Origin of the sequence: Microcoleus sp. MON1_C1, from assembly GCF_036701945.1 — a bacterium.
GTDB lineage: Bacteria > Cyanobacteriota > Cyanobacteriia > Cyanobacteriales > Microcoleaceae > Microcoleus.
Genome location: NZ_JAUBRO010000018.1, coordinates 87,595 through 109,306, shown reverse-complemented (window position 1 = coordinate 109,306; position 21,712 = coordinate 87,595). Strand labels below are relative to the sequence as shown.

At 46.1% G+C, this 21,712-nt stretch carries 16 protein-coding genes; 8 read left to right on the top strand and 8 right to left on the bottom strand.

Annotated features, from left to right (window positions below):
- Positions 1–136: 136 nt before the first annotated feature.
- Complete coding sequence (locus QUA62_RS12680; protein ID WP_333404398.1) at positions 137–334, bottom strand: hypothetical protein; 198 nt, start codon at positions 332–334, stop codon at positions 137–139.
- A 7-nt stretch (positions 335–341) separates the two neighbouring features.
- Here QUA62_RS12680 and QUA62_RS12675 point away from each other — a divergent pair, with 7 nt between their 5' ends.
- Positions 342–503, top strand: a complete 162-nt coding sequence (locus tag QUA62_RS12675; protein ID WP_333404396.1) for a hypothetical protein — start codon at positions 342–344, stop codon at positions 501–503.
- A 7-nt stretch (positions 504–510) separates the two neighbouring features.
- Here the strand turns inward: QUA62_RS12675 and QUA62_RS12670 are convergent, their stop codons facing one another.
- Both QUA62_RS12670 and QUA62_RS12665 read right to left on the bottom strand, forming a co-directional pair.
- Positions 511–2,304, bottom strand: a complete 1,794-nt coding sequence (locus tag QUA62_RS12670; RefSeq protein WP_333404394.1) for a glycosyltransferase family 39 protein — start codon at positions 2,302–2,304, stop codon at positions 511–513.
- 94 nt (positions 2,305–2,398) lie between these two features.
- Positions 2,399–3,616, bottom strand: coding sequence for a glycosyltransferase family 2 protein (locus tag QUA62_RS12665; protein WP_333404392.1), 1,218 nt, complete (start codon positions 3,614–3,616; stop codon positions 2,399–2,401).
- A gap of 140 nt (positions 3,617–3,756) precedes the next feature.
- Between QUA62_RS12665 and cofH the strand changes: the two genes are divergently transcribed.
- On the top strand, positions 3,757–4,902 hold the full coding sequence (gene cofH / locus QUA62_RS12660) for a 7,8-didemethyl-8-hydroxy-5-deazariboflavin synthase subunit CofH (protein WP_333404390.1): 1,146 nt from the start codon (positions 3,757–3,759) through the stop codon (positions 4,900–4,902).
- A gap of 75 nt (positions 4,903–4,977) precedes the next feature.
- Here cofH and iscB read toward each other — a convergent pair whose 3' ends face one another.
- Positions 4,978–6,270, bottom strand: coding sequence for an RNA-guided endonuclease IscB (gene iscB / locus QUA62_RS12655; RefSeq protein ID WP_333404389.1), 1,293 nt, complete (start codon positions 6,268–6,270; stop codon positions 4,978–4,980).
- A gap of 274 nt (positions 6,271–6,544) precedes the next feature.
- Positions 6,545–6,892, bottom strand: coding sequence for a hypothetical protein (locus QUA62_RS12650; RefSeq protein ID WP_333404387.1), 348 nt, complete (start codon positions 6,890–6,892; stop codon positions 6,545–6,547).
- Between the two features lie 131 nt (positions 6,893–7,023).
- Between QUA62_RS12650 and QUA62_RS12645 the strand changes: the two genes are divergently transcribed.
- A complete protein-coding gene (locus tag QUA62_RS12645; RefSeq protein WP_333231486.1) occupies positions 7,024–7,266 on the top strand; it encodes a helix-turn-helix transcriptional regulator in 243 nt (80 codons plus the stop codon).
- Positions 7,267–7,297: 31 nt separating this feature from the next.
- Here QUA62_RS12645 and QUA62_RS12640 read toward each other — a convergent pair whose 3' ends face one another.
- The 3 genes from QUA62_RS12640 to QUA62_RS12630 form a co-directional block, all read right to left on the bottom strand.
- Complete coding sequence (locus QUA62_RS12640; protein ID WP_333404385.1) at positions 7,298–8,239, bottom strand: hypothetical protein; 942 nt, start codon at positions 8,237–8,239, stop codon at positions 7,298–7,300.
- Positions 8,229–9,542 (bottom strand): AAA family ATPase, encoded by a 1,314-nt coding sequence (locus QUA62_RS12635; RefSeq protein WP_333404383.1) that lies wholly within the window; start codon positions 9,540–9,542, stop codon positions 8,229–8,231. The genes QUA62_RS12640 and QUA62_RS12635 overlap by 11 nt, the downstream gene beginning before the upstream one ends.
- Before the next feature lie 304 nt (positions 9,543–9,846).
- Entirely contained in the window at positions 9,847–11,085 is a 1,239-nt protein-coding gene (locus QUA62_RS12630) for an LL-diaminopimelate aminotransferase (protein ID WP_333404381.1), read from the bottom strand.
- Between the two features lie 263 nt (positions 11,086–11,348).
- On the opposite strand from QUA62_RS12630, the gene QUA62_RS12625 reads away from it, so the two are divergent.
- The 5 genes from QUA62_RS12625 to QUA62_RS12605 all read left to right on the top strand — a co-directional run bounded on the left by QUA62_RS12625 (position 11,349) and on the right by QUA62_RS12605 (position 21,603).
- A complete protein-coding gene (locus QUA62_RS12625) occupies positions 11,349–12,440 on the top strand; it encodes a hypothetical protein (RefSeq protein ID WP_333404379.1) in 1,092 nt (363 codons plus the stop codon).
- Between the two features lie 321 nt (positions 12,441–12,761).
- Complete coding sequence (locus tag QUA62_RS12620; RefSeq protein ID WP_333404377.1) at positions 12,762–14,531, top strand: DUF3352 domain-containing protein; 1,770 nt, start codon at positions 12,762–12,764, stop codon at positions 14,529–14,531.
- A 1,217-nt stretch (positions 14,532–15,748) separates the two neighbouring features.
- Positions 15,749–19,717, top strand: a complete 3,969-nt coding sequence (locus QUA62_RS12615) for a CHAT domain-containing protein (RefSeq protein WP_333404375.1) — start codon at positions 15,749–15,751, stop codon at positions 19,715–19,717.
- 144 nt (positions 19,718–19,861) lie between these two features.
- Positions 19,862–20,932 (top strand): c-type cytochrome biogenesis protein CcsB, encoded by a 1,071-nt coding sequence (gene ccsB / locus QUA62_RS12610; protein ID WP_333404373.1) that lies wholly within the window; start codon positions 19,862–19,864, stop codon positions 20,930–20,932.
- A gap of 245 nt (positions 20,933–21,177) precedes the next feature.
- On the top strand, positions 21,178–21,603 hold the full coding sequence (locus tag QUA62_RS12605; RefSeq protein WP_333404371.1) for a KGK domain-containing protein: 426 nt from the start codon (positions 21,178–21,180) through the stop codon (positions 21,601–21,603).
- The last annotated feature ends 109 nt before the right edge of the window (positions 21,604–21,712 follow it).

The following is a 21,712-nucleotide window of genomic DNA, read 5'->3' as shown; positions in this document are numbered from 1 at the left end:
CGCTGCTTCAGTTAGATTCAGCCTACTCTATAAAAATATCCGCTTTACCAAATTGTATTGACACTCCATATAACTGCATGATTATCAGCTACGGCACGCAACATTAGAAATCCGGCCTGGGAAAATTCGCCCATTTTTACCCGCGAACTTCATCTATTTCAGCAGCCGATGGTGCAATTCCCAAGCCAGCACATAAACCCCACAATGATTTGCGGCGACTAGGGCGCGCAACAACTAATTCTCGTTCTCTCTCAGGAACCATCCACTTAATCAACCGTAACTTTTCGGATATATACAACTGCTTAACAAGACTAAAAACTGCCTTGAAAGTCATGTTTTTTATGTTTAAATTTTTGATTGATATAATTTTAGCATTTTTGCTAAACGCAAGAGCGATCGCACTTTATACTGTTGCGACTGAGGAAATAAGTGCGATTCCTGCGGAAAGCTGCGCTAACGCACTTATTTTAATCGAAAGTGCGATCTACCGCTCCATCGCCTAAGACTTACCTATGAGTTAGAACAATGATAAACTTGATATTCATACCCATCCACCGCAGGCAACTCGCGCGATTCAACCTGACACTTTTGTGCTTCTAGATTGACAGGTACGCGAAAATTAACCAACCACAAATCCAGCGGACGTTCTAATTGACTGAGTGTTTTGTCAAGTGTCCCTGCCGCTATTTCCGGCCCATCCCTTCTTTGATTAGCCAAAAGAAACAGCGGAGAATCAAAGGCTTTAACTTCTTCTTTCTTCCTAACATCCGTTACATCCGCTACAAAATCCGTTGCCGAACTTCTTTCCCATTCCCACCCTATCCCCATCAACTCTCCTATTTCTACATGAGTCTTTTGAGTAGTGGCAATTAACACGGGAACTTTCGATAGTTGGCGGATAATCGGAATTAAAAGGTCTGGTTTGTAATATTTGCGATAGCCGAGATTGGAATTTACTGTGACACCGCTAAAAAAACCCATTGCTAAAATTAGCACCACTGCTTTTTTGCCCGGAACTTCGATCGCCCGTAAATTAAACCATTGACTTTTTGCTGTAGGTGTGTTAAAAATAACCGCCAAGATTGCTCCTAAAAGCAATATCACCCCCGGAAAGTAGACGAAATTGTATCGAGCGCCGCGAGTTAGGTCAATCCCTAGAATATATGCAAAGCTGAAAAATAGGAAAATTGAGCCTATCACAAATCCGCCGAAAATAACAGTACCTAAACGACTATCGGGCGTTTTTAAGGAAATTTTAAGAGCGCTAAACAGGATGGGAAGCACCAATATAAAAAATATTGTCATTGCGATCGCCGATGCAACTACTACTGCCAAATTGGGCGATTCCACCGGCAGCAGAGACATCACAGTGATCCATCCAGCTAAAGCTTGAAAAATCGGCGCGATCCAATTTAAAAATGTGCGATCGCCGCTGACAATCCAATTAGTTAGTTCGCTGCCGTATTTATTTGACAAAAATACCGGCAACCAAACTAAACCGCCAGCCAAAGTGCCCATCGCTACTGCGAAAAACCGCCAGAGGATTTGAAATTGCCAAATATTAGGCTGCTGGCTGTTGTCAATTGGCAATTTTCCCTGAAACTGATGCCAGATAACAGCAATTAATGCTATTGCTTCGGCACACAAAGTCAGTGCAAAAAAGTAGTGAACCGCAATTCCCAAACAATTAACAACTACCCAAAGCAGCACAGCCCAAATAGGCAGGGGAGCGCGCTGTTGCAGCTTTTTTGCAGCTAATACTAGGCAAAAAAGAGAGGCAATAACTAATAAGATTCCTAAAGTGTAATGGCGAGCTTCTTGAGCGAGATAAATGCCGTAGGGAGAAACGGCCATCATCGCGGCCGCACATTGACCGACTAAACGAGAACTAAAAGCAAATTTGCCCAAAAAGTAGATAGCTGGAACTGAAATCACGCCCAACAATGCAGGAAGAGCTCGCCCAATCCAAACTAAACTATCCTCGGTCGGCCCAAACAGTCGCATCCACCAGTGGGCGAGCATAAAATACACTGGTGGATGATTGCTTTCTAGCAGCAAATGGTTTAGGACATCTGCAATGCCAGCACCGACACGGAATTGCAGCGGTTGTAATAATGTAGAAAGGTCGATCGCGCGATCGAGGGGCACACCTCGAAAACTGTTGCCCAAACTAAACACTAGAGTGGAAAACTCATCCGTCCACAGCGGTTTCCAGTCCAAATTGGCAAAGCGCAAAATAAAGGCGATCGCCGTCCACAGAAATAGCAACAACAGTTGTTTGTTATTCATCATTAATTCAGTCATCTAAAAACTATTGGGAGTTTACTGTTGTCAGTTGTCAGTTGGGAGTTGTTAGTTGTGAGTTCCAATAACCGCTAACGAATAGCCAAACTAAAAACTATTTTTGAACGTCGGTCACCCGCCAACTCAGTTTCATATTGATCCAAAAATTCCACAGAGTCACAGTTGCGATCGCAATTAACTTAGCCAAATACTGGTTTACCTTAAAAACATCAAACAGCAAACTAACCAGCAGCGAATTTAAAATCAAACCCATCAAGCATATCGTATTAAATTTCAAGAGCCGTTTCAAGCGTTGGCGGTTTCCTGGCTGGTGCTTAGAAATATTTCCAAAAGTCCACAAATCATTCCACAAAAAGTTACTAATAATTGCCACTTCACCAGAAATAATATTACTGCGAGTCAGCCCCAAACCGAGGAAAGTCCGCAGCAGGTAAAAAACTCCCATATCCACAAATACCCCGCTGAAGCCCACGATGCCAAAGCGCAGAAACTTACCCATCGGCCACCGGGCAAACCGCAACCTCAGCAAATGTTGCAAATACTCAATATACTGTTTCCAAGTAACTTTGCTATCACCTTCTTGCCGCTCCTGAAACACGTAACCAACTTCTCCAATCCAGCGGATATCCCCCCTGCCGAGCACTTCAATCAATATTTTGTAACCAGCAGGATTCATGGTTTTGCCCGCAATGCAAGTGCGACGCACCATAAAATAGCCGCTCATCGGATCGGAAACTCGGCCCACGACTCCCGGCAGGATCACCAACCCCAGAGTTTGAGCGCCCCGCGATAAAAATCGCCTGACAACGCTCCAGTCGCTCACACCACCCTCGCCAACGTGACGACTCGCAGCAGCTAAATCTGCTCCCCGCTGAATTTCTGCTAAAAGCTGCAATAGCGTCTCCGGGGGATGCTGCAAGTCGGCATCGATGACGCCCAAAACCTCACCCTGAGCTGCCTGCCACCCGCGAATTACCGCTGTGGAAAGTCCCCGCTCCTCTTCCCGGCGCATCACCCGCAATTGCGGATATTCCGGTGTCAGGGACAGGGCGACTTCCCAGGTGCGATCGGGGCTGTCGTCATCGACTACAATTAATTCGTAGTTGCCGGGAAGGATACCATCGAGCAATTGGCTCAATTTTTCCACAATACTCTGGATATTCCTGCACTCGTTGTAGGTGGGAATTACCAGGGAAAAATAAATTAGCGATGTGCCTGTGTGTACAAAAGTTGAACCGAAAGTCTGTAGAGCAGGAATCTGCAAAGGCCCCGACGGCACTGGCAAAACCTGATTTGGTTGGTAGCTGCCCATAATTTTAGTTTCCAGAATCCTGAGGGTGGTTTGGTAGGAATTGAGATTGTAAAATATCGTTCCTCCATAATTGATTAGTTAAAATATAAAAACGCCTTAATTCTAGTCAGTAATTCTGTAATTGAGTTAAAAAGAAAACTGTGGATGCAATTCTCGATCGAGCTTTACAAGGTTATAACATCTCTGCTGCAGAAGCCTTGGTACTTTTGCAGCAAAGAGATCCAGACGCGCGAGCTTCTATTCAAACAACCGCTGATTTGCTCCGCCGCCGACAATCAGGCGATACTGTCACCTACGTTATCAATCGGAATATTAATTTTACTAACATTTGCGAGCAGCATTGCAGTTTTTGTGCATTCCGCCGCGACGAGGGAGATGAGGGCGCTTTTTGGTTAGATGCAGATCAAATTCAGGAAAAGGCAACTGATGCAGTGCAGCGGGGTGCAACGGAAATTTGTATGCAGGGCGGCTTAAATCTTCAAGCTAAGCTGAACGGCGCATTTTTACCTTATTATCTGCACTTGGTGAAAACTATTAAGGATAAGTTTCCTCAGTTGCACTTGCACGCTTTTTCGCCCCAAGAAATAGAATTTATTGCCAGAGAAGATAATCTTAGTTTCAGCTATGTAATTTCGGCTTTGCGGGATGCCGGAGTCGGTTCGATGCCGGGAACCGCTGCGGAAGTTCTCGACGATTCGGTGCGACGGGTGATTTGCCCGGAAAAACTAAATTCGGCAACTTGGCTGGAAATTGTGGGAACTGCTCACCGTCTGGGTTTGCCGACAACGAGTACGATGCTTTGCGGGCATATTGAGACGGCCCAACAGCAGGTTTTGCATTTAGAAAAAGTGCGATCGCTCCAACAAACTGCGATCGACCAAGACTATCCAGCACGCATTACAGAATTTATTTTACTACCCTTTGTCGGGCAAGAAGCACCGGCACCTTTGCGGAGTCGAGTCGGCCGCGATCAACCAGTTTTAGCAGATACATTGTTACTCACCGCAGTATCCAGAATCTTCTTGGGAAATTTGATTTCCAATCACCAACCGAGTTGGGTAAAATTAGGTTTAGATGGAGCTACAGAAGCGCTGAAATGGGGCTGCAACGACATCGGCGGTACATTGATGGAAGAGCACATTACTACAATGGCCGGTGCGCTTGGCGGCAGTTGTCAATCTGTCGAAGATTTGCAAAATGCGATTAGTTCTTTGGGGCGGAGTTATCAGCAAAGAGATACAATTTATCGACCTTTAGGGGTTGACAATTTGGCAGCTATTGTGTAACTTTTAGGATGCGAAGCGCGAAGTGCGTAACGTATCCTACGAGTTTAGCCGATCGCTACGCCTTTAATTGCCGATTTACTGGACAAAAGTTGACAAGGCATACATATAGCCATCATTACGGTGAATTGCTTTACAGTATTTGTGACGCACTGGGCTCACCTTTCCTGTTGCCGAAATCATCTCAAAAACTCCACTTGCTCGTACAATTAGCCTACCGACATGAGTACCTGCAAACTTTCCTGTGGGCAGAGTTGCTTGTACTATGTCGCCAGTTTTACAACCAAAAAACTCCTTGCATCGCGTCTTGTGTTTAATCGGAAAGCCATATTTATTAGGCTGGCACATCTGACGACTTCCCCATCCTTTAGCTGCGATTGACAAAGGCTGTGAAGTCAATATTTTTAAGTGGGACACTACTCCTACACAAGCTGCATCTAACCAATGAGTTTTTGGTAATTTCAATCGAGTACGATTGTATTTGGTTCTACCACCTGTTCCTGTTTCAACTGGTAATGATGTTTCTTTTAGTCTGTTGAATAGTTGCCAGCGCGTACTATTTACTGCTGCTGCATCTTTCAAGGGTTTTTTGGCTTGTTTTGTTATCCGATTTAACAACTCTGGTTTCTGTGCTAAGAAATCTTTAAGCTCCTGATTTCCCTTGGCTTCGTTGCAGTGACGGCAAGCAATTGTCAAATTAGAAACTCTTGAACTTCCCCCTTTGGAATAGGGATGAATATGTTCAATTTCCAAGGGAACATTTTGAGCGTTGCAATAAGCACATTTTCTCCCCCATTTTTCTAATAAATATTCTCTAATCTCGTAGCCTGCCAGTTCTCCTTGTTGGTACTCAATACCCGATATTTCAGGGTTTTCCATTGCCTGGGTATCAAACTTAACCAACTCCTGACATATTTCTGTAATTGGAACATATCGGCGTATACGGTTCACCCAAGTCAGAATATTTTCTACTCTTGATTCTAGACTGGGTGGCAACCATCCCGGTTTTCGGCTGCGGTTTAAAAACCGCGCTCGCCGATACCTAGTTTTCCGGTTTCTACGGTGGCGACGAATTGCACGACGCGACTCTAAATCATTCTTAATTTGTTGTCCCCTGTGGGTTAATTCGGCACCCCAGATTACCTTGTCATCTCGGACAATGGCTAATCCACTAACCTTAGAGCCTGGATCGATTTTTAATTGATAGGGCTGTATTTTTGGAACGGATACTGTGTATTTGAGTACGATCGTAAATGGGTAACGCCGATAAATAGCGGCAAGCCTATGTTTTAGCAATCGCCTTGCTTGTCCTGGCGGTACTGGGTTAAGCGGTTGTCCATTGGTATCCACAACAAATACAAAATTAGACATGGATGTCCTCCCTTTCGGGGTAATGTTTTCCTCGCCAATGTTTTCAGGGCTTGTGATATCAATCGCACTTCCTTAACCAAATAGGGATGTTTAACGATTGACGACAGGGCTACAAGCTGGAAAGCACCTGTAGGTGTCATCACCTTGAAAACGTAGTTTGTAACTTAGGCTGGCTATCTCTCCAGTGTTTGAAGTCGTTGTCCACTTTTGTCTACTGTTTGGTGAATAGCACTTTTGACTCAATTCTAGAAAGATCGATCGCACATTTATGACTTCATTGCAGCCGGATTAATTTGACTAACAGACTCATGATTTCTCCCTGTTCGGGTGTAATAATGATGCGATTGTCGGGAATGGCGATCGGATGAGTCCAACGAACAGCTTCCTCGTAGCGCAATGCGTGCAGTTGGTGGATAGTTCGGCGTACCCCCAGCGGCGAACCGATGATGACGTGACGGACTGCTTCGCGATCGCCATCAAAGGTTTGGTTGGTTAAAACATTGGGCGATGTTTGGTTTGATGATGAATCTTGCAACATGGCTTTGACTAATAATTTTGGATAGGTTTGATGCTTTGTAACGGTAAAACCGCGTACAATAACAAATTGAAGAAAAGACAGCAATTCCCCTACAGCACAAGTGGCTTAGCTGGTGCTGTGTAATCTCTATTGCTACGAGCGTAAATCAAATAACGGTAGGCGTCAACCTATTTAATAAAAGCGTAAAAATTTTAACATAAAGTAACAAATAGCCTATGGAAATCTCAGAAAGAGCCGAGCGATCGCCCCTAATGCGACTGAGAGTTCAGCGGTTTTTGACTCAAAAGCAGCTAGCTGAAGCACTTGGAGTTACGGAAGCGACGGTAAGGAACTGGGAATCGGGGCGATCGGTACCGAAGCTAACGCCTGTTCAATACAAGAAGTTGCTAGAGATTCTGCAAATTACCTCTGCTGAATTACCAGACCAATTTGGTTTTCCTAGCGATGCTGATGGATAGAAAATGGAAGATTATAATTGAGGCGTTTTATTTAAACGAACTCATACAATGTCTTGAAAAAAAAAGGAATATGAGACTTAACATCGCTACTTTGCGCTGAATAAAATCTCCCAATTTCTAACGAGAGTTGCTCTCTAAATATCCAATCTTCCCGGCTAAAGTGACCGGATGGCTTAATTTGATGCCAATAATCCTTAGCTTTTTTAATTGTCAGCAAAACTGCGATCGACTGATTCCTATGCGTTTCATCTACAGCATTTTGAAACCGCTCTTTCCACGAAGCCTGAAATGCTTGAACTTCAGTACAATCTAATCCCGAACAGTAACTAATGCGATCGAACGCTCTCTGTAGGTTGTTCTGTAAATCCAAGTCCCTACAAATTGCATCAGCCATATCCAGATAAATATTTGCGAGTACCGCAGGATTCCCCTGATAAATCGGCTCGTTACAACAATTGTCAAATATTGGTTGAAGTTCAGGTGTCAGAAAATATGCTTCTTTATGAATCAAACCTGTAATCCAGATCCGGTGCTGTGCTGCGTTTTGCTCTTTCACCTGGGATTTTTCGTAAAGATTGCGAAAAATTGCTTCTGTATCTGTAAAAATATAATTGTCGATCGTTTGCAGTTGCAAGTCTAAATCTATCATTGCAAAAAGTCGCTCGGGATCTAAATATGAATTAGTGGTATCCTTTTCGTGTAATATTGAAAGAGTAGAGTAGGTGTCTAATACATCTTTGCGATCGCCGCAGTTGAAAAATTCCGGTAACTTCTGTCTCCACCATGTCGGAACGCAAGCCTTATAAAAGTTAGCATCAGGCATTTGCTCCATTGCTTTATAAGCTTGAGGTGACTCTCTACCCTGCGTTTTCCGAATATCACCTTCGCACAATACCACAATTTTGTTTTTAATTCTGCGAGATTGAAGAATTGCCTCACAATGTTTTTTTAGCTGTTGTGGACTAAGACTCATTTGTAATATTAGATTCTTGTTTGATAAGTTTTGGCTCAATTTCTTTAACATGAGCTGGTGTCAGAGCTTCACACAATGCGTAGGAGTGAGTTGCGAGAATATATTGATTGCTGGGAGCCCACTCTGTAAGGTCTGATATAATTTGATATTGCCAATCTGGATGAAAAGCAATTTCCACTTCATCCATCAAAATAATAGCATCTTCTATGTTACGAGACTTGAGCCATATATAAATGCTGAGTCTTTTGAGTTCGCCGTGGCTTAAATCTTCTGGATATAGTTCTATAGTTTCACTATTATTATATAATTTAAAGTTGACACCTGAAAAATCTTCATTTAAATTTATTCTTTTATTTCCCAACAGCAGATTTAATTCCTTAATTAGAGTTTGATAGTTGTTTCCATAGGTACCTGTTTTAATCGCTTCTCTGAAGTCGAGATCGCGAGCCGTTCTAAATAATTCAATAAGTAGCTCTACAGCAAGGAAATCATAGGTAAATAAGCATTTTAATTTAGATTTTGCAGATTCCAGTATCCCATAGTAATTCCTATCTTCTTCACTTGAGGTTCCAAATAAGAGTTTTCTAGAAACTTGCGAAAAAAAGAGAAATATTTGCGTGGACGGGGCGGCCAAAAATATTTTATGTGACAACTCATTAAAAAAACCTTCTGTTTCTTTGCTATCTATATTATTGAAATGACATAATAAAGCTTCATCTCGCTTATCATTAGAATTTTTGTCACTTGAATAGTTACATATATATGTCATATCTTCTGATTCTAAATATTTAATAATTTCCTCACTAATTACCTCAAGGTTTTTATGTTCTTTTCGAGATTTTACTATCTGTTCTTCATTTCTTTGCGGATTTAATGAAATTTGTTTGAATAGGTAAGCCGTGACATTTTTGAATTTTTTTAATGTCGAAAAACACAAATATTCTTCATCTATAGTTTCATTTTTACTATCTAAGTCTAATATTGTTTTTACATAATAATCGTTATAAGAAATGAATTGAAGTTTGACAACTTTTTCTCCATCCCAAATGTCAATTACGGCTAAGACTCGTTTGTCTTCCCCATCATAAATTTTAAATCCCTGAAGCAGATTTGCTAAAAACCGTTTTTTATCATCATCAACTGAACAGTGTAACAATACAAAAATCAACTGCAATAGCGTACTTTTACCGCCGCCATTTTGACTTCCAAGCGGAAAAATATTAGGAAAAAAATCTTTTTCAAAAGTGATGTCAATGTCCTTTAAACCGCGAAAATCAGGAACTTGAACTCGTAGCAAGTGCATAATAAACTCCTAGTGTTAGCTGGCATTTTTTATTGAAACGCTGAGCCACAATTATTTTAAATTATAACTCACATTTTTTACTATTTTCAAGAACAGGCTTTCCGGCCTGTTCCACAACATATTAAATTAATGCTTTTTCGCTGAATCCGGCAGTCCGCCAGGGGTTGAAACCCCTGTCTCAAAGCTAAAGTCCTCTGAAGAGGACTGAAGAACTCATTAGTCCTCTTCAGAGGACTTTCGCTATTAGCCAGGGAATTCATTCCCTGGCGGGCTGGCGGCTTTTCGGTTTAAGCAGGAGATAAGATTAAACCTTAAACTTCTCCACAATCCGTCTCATCGCTTCTTCCACATTCTCCCGACTATTAAACGCCGAAATGCGGAAATAACCCTCACCCGCCGCACCAAAACCAGAACCAGGAGTTCCCACCACATTGCAAGTTTCCAGCAACTTCTGAAAGAAATCCCAACTCGACAAACCGTGAGGCGTTTTCACCCACACATAAGGTGCATTTTCGCCACCAAAAACCTCGATTCCGGCCGCCGTCAATTTCTCACGAATAATCGCAGCATTTTCCATGTAAAAATTGACTAATGCCTGAATTTGTGCCTTGCCAGCCTCTGAATAAACCGCCTCAGCACCGCGCTGCACGATGTAAGAAACTCCGTTAAACTTAGTAGATTGGCGGCGGTTCCACAGCTTCCAAATTTCGACATCGGAACCATCTGCTGCTTTTCCAGTCAAAGTCTTCGGTACAACTGTTAGCGCACAGCGAGTACCCGTAAAACCAGCATTTTTGGAAAAAGAACGAAATTCGATCGCACAATCACGCGCCCCTTCAATTTCGTAGATAGAATGCGGTAAACTCGGATCGGTAATATACGCTTCGTAAGCCGCATCGAAGAAAATAATCGAACCGTTAGCTTTAGCATAATTTACCCAAGCTTGCAAGTGCTCCTTGGTTGCAGTTGCCCCCGTCGGGTTATTCGGGAAACACAAGTAAATTAAATCGACTTTTTTGTCGGTGGGAATTTCCGCAGTAAAATTGTTTTCCGCTGTAATTGGCAGGTAAACTAAGCCGCCGTATTCGCCATTTTCGTTCGCATCTCCCGTGTGTCCAGCCATCACGTTAGTGTCTACATACACCGGATAAACTGGATCGGTAACTGCGATCGTGTTATTGTTGCCAAAGATATCGAGAATATTGCCACAATCGCACTTAGAACCATCAGAAATAAAGATTTCCGAAGCATCAACATCGCATCCCCGCGACTTAAAATCGTGCTCGGCAATTTTTTCCCGCAGCCACTCATAACCTTGTTCCGGGCCGTATCCTTTAAAGGTATCCCGCGAGCCCATATCTTCCACCGCCTTCACCATCGCTTGGCGGCAAGCTTCCGGTAGTGGTTCAGTCACGTCGCCAATCCCCAGCCGGATGATGGGCGCTTCGGGATTCGCCTCCGCAAAGGCTTTCACCCTGCGCCCAATTTCGGGAAACAGGTAGCCGGCTTTGAGTTTGAGGTAGTTGTCGTTGATAGTTGCCATAGTTCGATCGCTACAAATGTCGTAGAATAGCTTACTCCCAATTGTCTCTCTCCAGAAGCAGGAAGTTCGGCAACCAGCAGTGTACGGGATTTAACGGATGTAACGGATGGATGTTCGGGGAAGAGAAAAATTTTCCCCGCTCGGACACTCGAACACTCCGCCAATCCGCCATTACAGTCAATCTGCGTAGTTGCTCACCAGCCATTGACCAAAAAATCAAATCTGCTTGTATAATCAGAATAGTGTGCAGCGCAGAAGCAATTATGGATGAGATCGAGTACGCCAAACTCTATCAAGAACTGGCGGCAATTCTGAATGAGTTTAATTTAGGTTGGGTAGTTCAACAAGTAGCAGATACTGTAGAGATAGGCAAAGTAATTGAAGAGCGATCGCTCAAAAGAAAAACCCCCCTGCTCAAGATAGAAGATTATACCGCAAAAGAACAACTTTTGCTGTTAATTAATGCTGTCGAACAAGCGACGGTCAACACTTCCGAAATGGAAGACGAAATTGCTTATTTCTTGAAAGTAGAATCAGAAACCTCTCCCCTCGGCACAAAAATTACCTTTGCCAATTCAGGTGCCGAAACTGCCAAAACAATTGAGTTTACCTCCAGCGTCACAGCCCCCCGCCACAAACAGGCGATCGCCCTCAAGCACTTGCTCGAAAAACTGCCCTCCGGGCCCAGCAACTACGCCATAAATTCCGAAATTAAAAGCAAATTAAAAAGCTCGATCGATCCCGATTTTAACACAGCAGCAGAACAAGCCAGAATTTTTGACACTTACCTATTCACAATTCTGCTAAAAGCAGTTGCTAATGAAGGCGGTACTATTTATTACAACAATGTTTTAGACGACGAAACACCGAAATATTTAACATTTAGAAAAACGGCGGGAAAAATTCACGGAACTGCACATCCATACACTCATGCTGTTGTGGAATTTCCCGACAAACCCGCCCTGGAAGTTCACCTAGGAGTAAAAGTCCAAGGTAGAGCCGGAGTTCTCCACAACTGCAACGTTTTAATTTTGTACCAAAAAGAAGCGACTATCTGTCGCTTGCTCAACCGCGAACCCCGGCACTCGCAGGTAATTTTAGCAGTAAAATCGGAACACAGCACCTCAGAACTTAAACTAGAAATGGCTGGTGCTTTTATCGGCTTAGCGTCAGATATTCGCTACGAAGGCGGCAGCTATTTCATTTCTAACAGTTACTCCCAACCCGTAGCAAAACTGCTAACTACCGCTCGCAAAAAATGGGAACTAAACATTTTTCCTAGAGCCACAAACGATGTGCACCGGCTGATGTACTCGTTTCAAACTATCTTTAAAGACTTTAAGGCCAGAAACTAACATTAGGGAATTGGGAATTGGGCATGGGGCATGGGGCATCGCGCATCGGGAATTGGGCATCGGGAGTAGTTAGTGTAGGGCTTATGCGTAAATTCCACAGAAACCAGGTTTTTTACCAGGATTCAACGCTCAAAGCCAGTATTTAGTAAAAAAGCGGTTTCTGGGTCTAGGACTATAGTGGTTAGTGGTTACTGGTTAGTAGTTTTTCTAATAACAAATAAAAAACAGCAAATTACCAATGCCCCATGCCCCATGCCCAATGCCCCATGCCCAATCCCCAATATAATTTATGATGTTGCGAGCACCCGAACCTTACGAATAATGTTTAAGAAAGATAAATCTTCCCTGCTGTTTACGATCGGAGCCGCCACACTTCTGATCGGTTTAGGCTTTGTCACCTACTACCTCGTCATCTCCCGTGGGCCCGCCAAAGATTTGCCGGCGGGGGCAACCGTTGTCCCGCAAGATACGATGATGGCCCTATCCATCAGCACCGATCAATCGCAGTGGAATAGACTGCGAGAGTTTGGCACGCCCGAGTCAAAAGCTTCGTTTGAGAGGTTTTTAAGCGAAATGCGCGATCGCATTCTCACAACCAACGGCTACGCCTACCAGCAAGACATTCAACCCTGGGTGGGTAACACAGCAATGGTGGCTTTTCTCCGCAACAAAATAGCTATACCAGCCCCCCCGCCCCCACCCAATACGCCCCCATCTCCGCCAATTCAACAGTCAGTGGCAATTATCCTGCCAATTGCCAACCCGCTCAAAGCCAAAGAATTATTAGCAAAACCCAGGCCTCTCACCCAAGGAAAAATAGTTGAGCGTAATTATAAAGGCGTACAAGTCACAGAAACTCAAGGCGTACCCGATCGCAATTTCTCCGTCGCGGTACTCGGCACCAGCTATCTAGCAGTCACCACAGATCCTAGCGCTACAGACAGAATAATCGACACCTACAAAGGCGAACCTTCCCTAGCAAAAACCCCTGGCTATTCAGGCGCCATAGACAAAATAAAAAGTCCGGGCGCCTTCGGTCAAATCTACGTCAATATGCCCGTTGCCGCCGCCTATGCCGCCGCCAACTCAGCCCGTGAAATTTCGCCAGAAAACCTCGAAAAACTGCAACAAAATCAGGGATTTGCCACCACAGCGACGCTGGAGCCAGAAGGAATTGGATTCAAATCAGTCTCTTGGCTAAAACCAGATTCTACCAGAAGGATAGCAGTAGAAAACAATGCTCTAAAAATGGTTAACCGCCTGCCAAACAATACAATAATGATGGTATCCGGTGGCAACTTGCAGCGTTTGTGGCAAGACTACGTATTGGGAGCCGAGGCAAACCCAATTTCCCCGATTAATCCCCAAGTTTTACGCACAGGTTTAAAATCCACTACCGGCCTGGATTTAGATAAAGACTTGATGAACTGGATGGCGGGAGAATTTTCTCTATCATTAATACCAGCGCCCGCCCAGAATCCCAGAGACAAATTTGCGGCCGGATTTGTATTTATGGTGGAAACAAACAACCGGGGCGCTGCCAACAAATCCCTGAAACAGCTTGATGAAACGATGAAAATGAAAGGGTTTAGAGTGGAGGAAATTCAAGTCGGCGGCAAACCTGCGATTAAATGGACATCGCCGTTTGGAGGGATTACGGTAACTCGCGGTTGGATGAACGATGTAGCGTTTATGACAGTAGGAGCTCCCATAGTTGATGCGATCGTTCCGGCACCGAAAAGTCCGCTTTTAAGCAGCGAACTGTTCCAGAAAACTGTACGATCGCAACTTAAACCCCACAACGGCAATTTCTTCATCGACATCGAGAGTGCGTTTAACCCGAAAAACCTAGCTTTGCCGGAGTTTCCTCCCAACCAAAAAATGTGGATAGATGCCACGCGGTCGATCGGCGTTACAGCGGCCGTCATTGGCGATCGTACCACCCGTTACGACGCTTTTGTCGGTCTCAAAAAATCCACCCAATCCACTCCTTCTGCAAATCCTTCACGCAGTCTTGCTTCACCGAGTCCTGCTTCACCGCGCCCTGCTTCACCCAGTCCCTCGCCCACTGTCCAAACTTCACCCAATTAACTCTAAAATCCTTCCACAAATCCGCCTGCACACCCCCTTAAATACCAACAGGGCGATCGATTAAAATCGAAAAGCAGCCGCTCGAAATCGGCAATAGTGGACTTGACTATAAGAGGGAAATAGAGCCGGATTTAAGTAGCTTTACTTCACAAAAGCTCAGACCAAAAAAACCAAAAACCCGGTTTTTTATTTAAACAAACCGGGTTCCTGAACACCCTAACAATTTAAGTTACTGAAGAATAATTCAGAATTCAGGAGCCAGAATCCAGAAGGGATTCTGTGCGAAACGATGGAGAATCGAGGTTTAAAAGCCCCGAATTTAATCGTGGCTCACAAAAAAATATTTCCGTGACCGTTAACCCTCACTTCAGGCATGGGGTATTCTGAATTCTGAATTCTGTCTTCTGACTCCTTCTCATTTCTTCTTTTCATAATTTTAATTTTTGGCAAGTGTATAGTATTTTTTGTTTTGTATAAAATATTTTGGGATGTTTCCGGGTCAGTCTTGGACGCAGAAACCTAGTTTTTGAAGCCCGATACTTCCTTCATACTCTCAATAATAGTTAAAAAACCCGGTTTCTAGGGGTGGAAGTGCCTCTAGGAAGGTCGTTTTTGTTTTTTTTAATAATATGTCATGCGGAAGATACAGCTCCTAGGCCTTGCGAGTTATATTTAGATTGTGGAAAAGCTACGCTGAAAAAATTGCAAAAGCAGAGGCAAATTCTACCCATTGACTCCTGAATGCACTGGCAGTCAGAAACCCGGTTGCTTCCTAAATATAGCGTCTTCAACCGTTCCGAACAAGCTATGCAGATCTTGGCATTCCTAGTCAACACCTGTACAACATCGGAACGTGCAGTCAAGCGTCTTAACTGACTACGTTCATCGATGACACGGTGATCTAAACGTCAGCATTATGCACTGTCGAAGGCGATTAAGGAACGAGTGGACAGGTTTATAGCTAAGCGTATCGCTTTCCTAACAAGGGAACGTGAACATTGACGACGCAAACCTTACTTAGCAATAAGACTACCAGAATACCTCACAAATACCCCCTGTAAAAAAGAGGGGTAGATTTCTAATCTTCTACGCAAATTGACCCGACACAGCACAGGTGCAGATATTTAGTGACACAGCCGTCAACCAACTTTTTTCTACAAAGTCGGTTTCTGTACCTAATTTCTGTGATTTATATTTATTTTACCCATTAAAAACCCATGAAAACCGCCAAAAATATTCAAAAAAAGTCTAAATTTCTCTCAAAAGCAAGAATAAGCAAACTGACACTTGCTCTGCAAATAGTCTTAATAAATATTTACTTCCTGCAAGCAAAAGCCGAAGGTCAAACAATTGTTCCAGCGGCGGACGCAACAGGCACTACCGTCACTCCCGCAGCCCAAAACGGGGCTGCTGGGCAGCCCAGTCGCTTCGATATTCAAGGCGGAAAATTATCGAGCGATCAACAAAATCTTTTCCACAGCTTTAAAGAATTCGGCTTGTCGGAAAATCAGATTGCCAACTTTATATCAAACCCCAACATTCGCAACATTTTAGCGGGCATAGGCGGCGGCAACCCCTCGATTATTAACGGCTTAATTCAAGTAACCGGCGGCAATTCTAACTTGTTTCTGATGAATCCATCCGGCATCATATTTGGCAACAGTGCTAGTTTAAACGTGCCGGCCTCTTTCACAGCAACCACCGCCACGGGTATTGGATTTGGTTCAAACTCGTTTAACGCCAACGGTAGTAGCACTTACACATCTCTGACAGGCGCGCCCAGTTCCTTTGCTTTTGGAGCCGATCGAGCAGGGGCAATTATCAGCACGGCCGACTTAGCAGTCAAGTCAGGGCAGAACTTAACCTTGCTCGGCGGCACCGTGGTCAGCACCGGCAGCCTTTCGGCCCCAGGCGGTCAACTTACCGTAGCATCAGTCTCCGGGACAAAATTAGTGCGCGTCAGCCAGGGAGACAATTTGCTGAGTTTGGAAATCGAGCCGCCCTCAGCGACGAGCAGCACTGGAACAACGGTAACAGCTTCGGCATTGCCGATCGCATCCTTGCCCGAACTGCTCACAGGCATCGGTGAAACAAACGCTACAGGCATCAGCGTCAATGCCAGCGGTCAAGTGGTACTCACAGCGTCTAACCGAGTAGTAGCTGCGGGGGACGTTGCGCTAAAAGATGCAAACGCTCGGGCGATCGAAATTCAAGCCGCTAACAGCATTGCAGTCAGCGGAAACCTGACAAGTTCCCAAGGCGGTGCGATCGCCCTAGAAGCTAGTGGTGATATTAGCACTGTCGATATCGACTCTCACTCCGACACCACCGCAGGCGGCAACATCACCGTCACCAGCCGTACAGGAAAAGTAGAAACAGGCAATATCAACGCAAGCTCGATCGACAAAAACAGCAACGCCGGAGACGTTCGTATTGCAGCACCCTCAAGCAGCATTCAAACAGGGTTCATAGACGCCAACTCCGAAGAAAAAAAAGGCGGCGAAGTCACCCTCAACGCCCGCAACGACATCGAAGTAACCCATATCAACACCGAAGGCCGAACAGGCGGAGGAGATATTGACATTACAGCCGGCGGTAATTTCCGAGCTACAGGCACTTTCACCAACGATAACCACTGCTTGTCGCAAGCTTGCAGCATTTCCGCATCCACTACTGGTAGCGCTAATGGTGGAGATATCACCTTTCGCCACGGTGGCAAAGCCTCGAACACTTCTTTCGGCGTCGGGCCAGACTATAACAGACTCAACGGTACTGCTGGCAGCATTGCCACTGGCGGTCCAAAGAAGGAAAATGTGATTACACAGGGAAGTTATTTCAGCCCCGACCCTCAGATAGTACAGCCGACGCAAATTAGCATTACGGCTTCTTCAGTATCGCCAGCACCGACACCAGCACCAACACCAGCACCAACACCAGCACCGACACCAGCACCAACACCAGCACCGACACCAGCGCCCGCACCAGCGCCCGCACCAGCACCCGCACCAGCACCAGCGCCAGCACCCGCACCAGCACCAGCACCAGCACCCGCACCAGCACCAGCACCAGCACCCGCACCAGCACCAGCACCAGCACCAGCACCAGCGCCAGCACCAGCACCAGCGCCAGCACCAGCACCAGCGCCAGCACCAGCACCAGCGCCAGCGCCAGCACCAGCGCCAGCACCAGCGCCGACACCAGCACCAGCACCAGCGCCGACACCAGCGCCGACACCAGCACCAGCACCAGCACCAGCACCAGCGCCAGCACCCGCACCAGCGCCAGCACCAGCACCAGCACCAGCACCAGCACCAGCACCAGCGCCGGCACCAGCACCAGCGCCAGCACCAGCGCCAGCACCAGCACCAGCACCCGCACCAGCGTCGGCACCAGCACCAGCGCCCGCGCCTTTACAAACACTAACGCCTGCACCAGCACCGGCACCAGCACCAGCACCAGCGCCCGCACCAGCACCAGCACCAGCGCCAGCACCAGCACCAGCGCCAGCGCCGACACCAGCACCAGCGCCGACACCAGCACCAGCACCCGCACCCGCACCAGCACCAGCACCAGCACCAGCGCCAGCACCAGCACCAGCACCAGCACCAGCACCCGCACCCGCACCAGCACCAGCACCAGCACCAGCACCAGCGCCAGCACCAGCGCCGGTATCAAATTTGCCGATCGCACCGACAATTTCTCAAAATCCAGCGGTTGCGCCTGCTGCTGCGCCAATAAATCTCGCACCGATACCGACACCGGAGATCGCAGCCAACCAGCCGCCCAGCACAAATCCTTTATTTTCCCCCAGCTTGCAGCAGCAAAACCAGATATCTAATTCCTTGCAACAGCGCATTTCACCTCCCGCGTCCCGGGATATTGAGGCTTCCAATTTGCCCACCAACGTCGGCGCCGTTATTTTTCCCGTCGAGGAGAGATTTACCAGTGAGTTTGTCGATTACCTAAATTTGCCATCAACAACTGCGATCGCCACCCTAGAAGATGCCCAAGATACCCTTCGCAGTGTCCAACAAGCCACAGGCATCAAACCAGCTCTCATTTATATCAGCTTTGTACCCCGGGGATCTACAGTCGCTCGGCCTTACAGCAGTTCGTCCATCTTGCGCGTAGAACAGCAAATTCAAGCCTCTGACGAATTGGAAATGATGGTGATCACCCCGGAAGGTGTGCCCGTTCGCCAGCGCATCCCTGGAACCTCTCGCGCCCAGGTAATGGAAGCTGTTCGGAAATTTCGCGATGAACTGACTAATCCGGTAAAGCGCAACACTAAAAGTTATTTGCCCTTGGCTCAGCAGCTCTATCAGTGGATGGTAGCGCCGCTCGAAGCAGAACTGCAAGCCAAAGGCATTGAGAATTTATCTTTTATCTCTGATAGGGGGTTGCGATCGATACCGATGGGCGCCCTACACGACGGCAAAGGCTTTCTGGTAGAGCGTTACAGTGTTGGCTCGATGCCGAGTCTGAGTTTGACAGATAGCAGCCCCGCCAATTTCAAAAATACCCAAGTTCTGGCAATGGGGGCGTCGCAATTTCCAGAGATGAGTCCTTTACCTGCGGTGGAAATAGAAGTATCGACAATCACGCCGCACCAGTGGCCGGGTAAGTCTTTCTTGAATGAAGCTTTCACCCTGGCCAATTTGAAATCGCAGCGCCAGCAGCAGCCTTTTGGGATGATTCACTTGGCTACTCACGCCGAATTTCGATCGGGAGCTCCCAGCGAATCCTTTATTCAGTTGTGGGATACTAAACTGCGTTTGGATCAGTTGCGGCAAATGGGATGGCACAGCCCGCAAGTTGAAATGTTAGTTTTGAGTGCTTGCAGGACTGCTGTGGGCGATCGAGAAGCCGAGTTGGGCTTTGGCGGGTTAGCCGTGCAAGCAGGGGTTAAATCGGCTATGGCGACTCTCTGGTATGTCAGCGACGAGGGCAGTTTGGGATTGATGTCGGAGTTTTACGCGCAGTTAAAAACTGCTCCGATTAAAGCAGAAGCGCTGCGGCAAGCGCAATTAGCGATGTTGCGCCAAGAGGTGCGAATTGAAGGGGGGATGCTGCACACTTCTGGTGGCAATCTGCCGCTACCTCCGGAATTGGCAAAGGTGGGGAGTCAGAATTTCTCTCATCCTTATTATTGGTCTGCTTTTAGAATGATTGGCAATCCTTGGTGAGTCGATCGCCCACTCGCACATAAACAACCGCCAACCACTCATAATTGCCACAAAAATTCAAAATCCCAAACCCAAAACTGCCCAACCCCAGTACGATCGATCTAGTTAGCAAAAATAAGTAAAAACACTACCGGAGTAATTTTTATGGATCTGGTCGTACTCCAGAACTGGCTGGACAACATCTCCTTTGCAGTTTTGTTCTCCACAATGCTCATTTACTGGGTTGGCGCAGCTTTCCCCGGCATTCCCTACCTGGGGGCCCTAGGCACCGCAGGAATGGCCGTCGCCAACCTATCCATCGCCGCTTTACTAGGTTCTCGATGGATAGAAGCCGGCTACTTCCCCTTAAGCAATCTCTACGAATCCCTATTTTTCCTCGTGTGGGGAATCACCGCCATCCACCTAGTTGCGGAAAACATGAGCCGTTCCCGCTTAGTAGGAGTAGCCACCTCCCCCGTAGCAATGGCAATATCCGCCTTTGCAGCCCTGACTCTGCCGGAAACCATGCAATCGGCAGAGCCCCTAGTACCCGCCCTCAAATCAAACTGGCTGATGATGCACGTTAGCGTCATGATGCTGAGTTACTCAACTTTAATGGTAGGAGCGCTACTGGCGATCGCCTTTTTAATCGTCACCCGCGGCCAAAAAATCGAACTCACCGGTAGTTCCTTCGGCACCAACAGCAACCGCAACAGCAACTACCGCCTCCAACGCCCTCAAAACTCCGAACCCCAAATTGCAGAAACCAGCGCCGACAGCGCATTAGTTTTCAGCGAACCGTCTTTCAACTCCAACAATAACGGTTTGGGGACCACCGCAGTGCTCGAATTAGCAACCGTTCAAACCCCATCAACCGCCCCAACTCAAACCGCAGAACTTCTCTCGCCCCAGCGATTGAATCTAGCAGAAACTCTTGATAACATTAGCTATCGCATCATCGGTTTAGGATTCCCCTTACTGACAGTTGGCATTATTGCCGGTGCGGTTTGGGCTAACGAAGCTTGGGGATCGTACTGGAGTTGGGACCCGAAAGAAACTTGGGCGCTAATTACTTGGTTGGTATTTGCTGCCTACTTGCACGCCCGCATTACTCGTGGCTGGCAGGGAAGACGCCCAGCAATTTTAGCAGCCACAGGTTTTGTGGTAGTTTGGATTTGCTATCTAGGCGTTAATCTGTTAGGCAAAGGTTTACATTCCTACGGTTGGTTTTTCTAATTCCTGATCCACCAATCAGCTACAGAAGAACAGGATAAGTCAAAGAATCGGGATTAATATCATCTCCGGTTGTAGGGTGGGCAATTCCCACCTTACTCAACCAGCGAGATTCTAATAATTAACTCCCTCTTCCTTCTTCCCTTTTTTTACCCGATCGCGAAGTCGAAAGGCATTCTTCCCTCTTCCTTCTTCCTTTTTCCCTCTTCCTTCTTCCCTCTTCCTTCATTAAAATAAGGACAATTAATATGGACGAATCGAAAATATTTCCCCAAGAAAACGATGTTGTGTCTGCCCCTACCAGCGCTTTGATGTATCAATGTACATTCAAAGTCAGCGAATTTATGGCCATTATGCAGTCAAAATTGGTAGACGAAAAATTATTTTCAGACGGTCTCGATTGCGAGCTATTAAGTGCTGGTAAAGACTGGACTAAAGGAAAACTTAGAATGCGTCTGGAGTTTATTCCGCTCGAACCTGAAATCAAAGAACAAAAAGCCCTTCCTGCCGCTGCCGAAAGATCGGACACCGTGCAAAACTACGCCGTAGATAGCTCACCTCAAACCGATATAGATGAGTCATTAAATCAATGTGACTCAACAGAAATAAGTAATCACTTTCCTATTTCTAGGTATCCAGATCGCGACCCCCAAAGTATAGGAATGTGGAGCTAGGAAGGCAAAGACTGAGAGATGGGGAGAGGGGGATGCTTCCCCTTCTTTGCTAAAAATCCATCGGTTAAATCCCGTACACTGCTCGTTGTCTGACTTCCTTATTTTTGCT

Bases quoted from the DNA above. Each gene is read 5' to 3' on its own strand.
- QUA62_RS12605 (WP_333404371.1), top strand. From the start codon at position 21,178: ATGGACGAATCGAAAATATTTCCCCAAGAAAACGATGTTGTGTCTGCC.
- QUA62_RS12680 (WP_333404398.1), bottom strand. From the start codon at position 334: ATGACTTTCAAGGCAGTTTTTAGTCTTGTTAAGCAGTTGTATATATCC.
- QUA62_RS12640 (WP_333404385.1), bottom strand. From the start codon at position 8,239: ATGAGTCTTAGTCCACAACAGCTAAAAAAACATTGTGAGGCAATTCTT.
- QUA62_RS12665 (WP_333404392.1), bottom strand. From the start codon at position 3,616: ATGGGCAGCTACCAACCAAATCAGGTTTTGCCAGTGCCGTCGGGGCCT.
- QUA62_RS12630 (WP_333404381.1), bottom strand. From the start codon at position 11,085: ATGGCAACTATCAACGACAACTACCTCAAACTCAAAGCCGGCTACCTG.
- ccsB (WP_333404373.1), top strand. From the start codon at position 19,862: ATGGATCTGGTCGTACTCCAGAACTGGCTGGACAACATCTCCTTTGCA.
- QUA62_RS12620 (WP_333404377.1), top strand. From the start codon at position 12,762: ATGTTTAAGAAAGATAAATCTTCCCTGCTGTTTACGATCGGAGCCGCC.
- QUA62_RS12645 (WP_333231486.1), top strand. From the start codon at position 7,024: ATGGAAATCTCAGAAAGAGCCGAGCGATCGCCCCTAATGCGACTGAGA.
- QUA62_RS12625 (WP_333404379.1), top strand. From the start codon at position 11,349: ATGGATGAGATCGAGTACGCCAAACTCTATCAAGAACTGGCGGCAATT.
- QUA62_RS12615 (WP_333404375.1), top strand. From the start codon at position 15,749: ATGAAAACCGCCAAAAATATTCAAAAAAAGTCTAAATTTCTCTCAAAA.
- QUA62_RS12670 (WP_333404394.1), bottom strand. From the start codon at position 2,304: ATGACTGAATTAATGATGAATAACAAACAACTGTTGTTGCTATTTCTG.
- QUA62_RS12675 (WP_333404396.1), top strand. From the start codon at position 342: ATGTTTAAATTTTTGATTGATATAATTTTAGCATTTTTGCTAAACGCA.
- QUA62_RS12635 (WP_333404383.1), bottom strand. From the start codon at position 9,542: ATGCACTTGCTACGAGTTCAAGTTCCTGATTTTCGCGGTTTAAAGGAC.
- iscB (WP_333404389.1), bottom strand. From the start codon at position 6,270: ATGTCTAATTTTGTATTTGTTGTGGATACCAATGGACAACCGCTTAAC.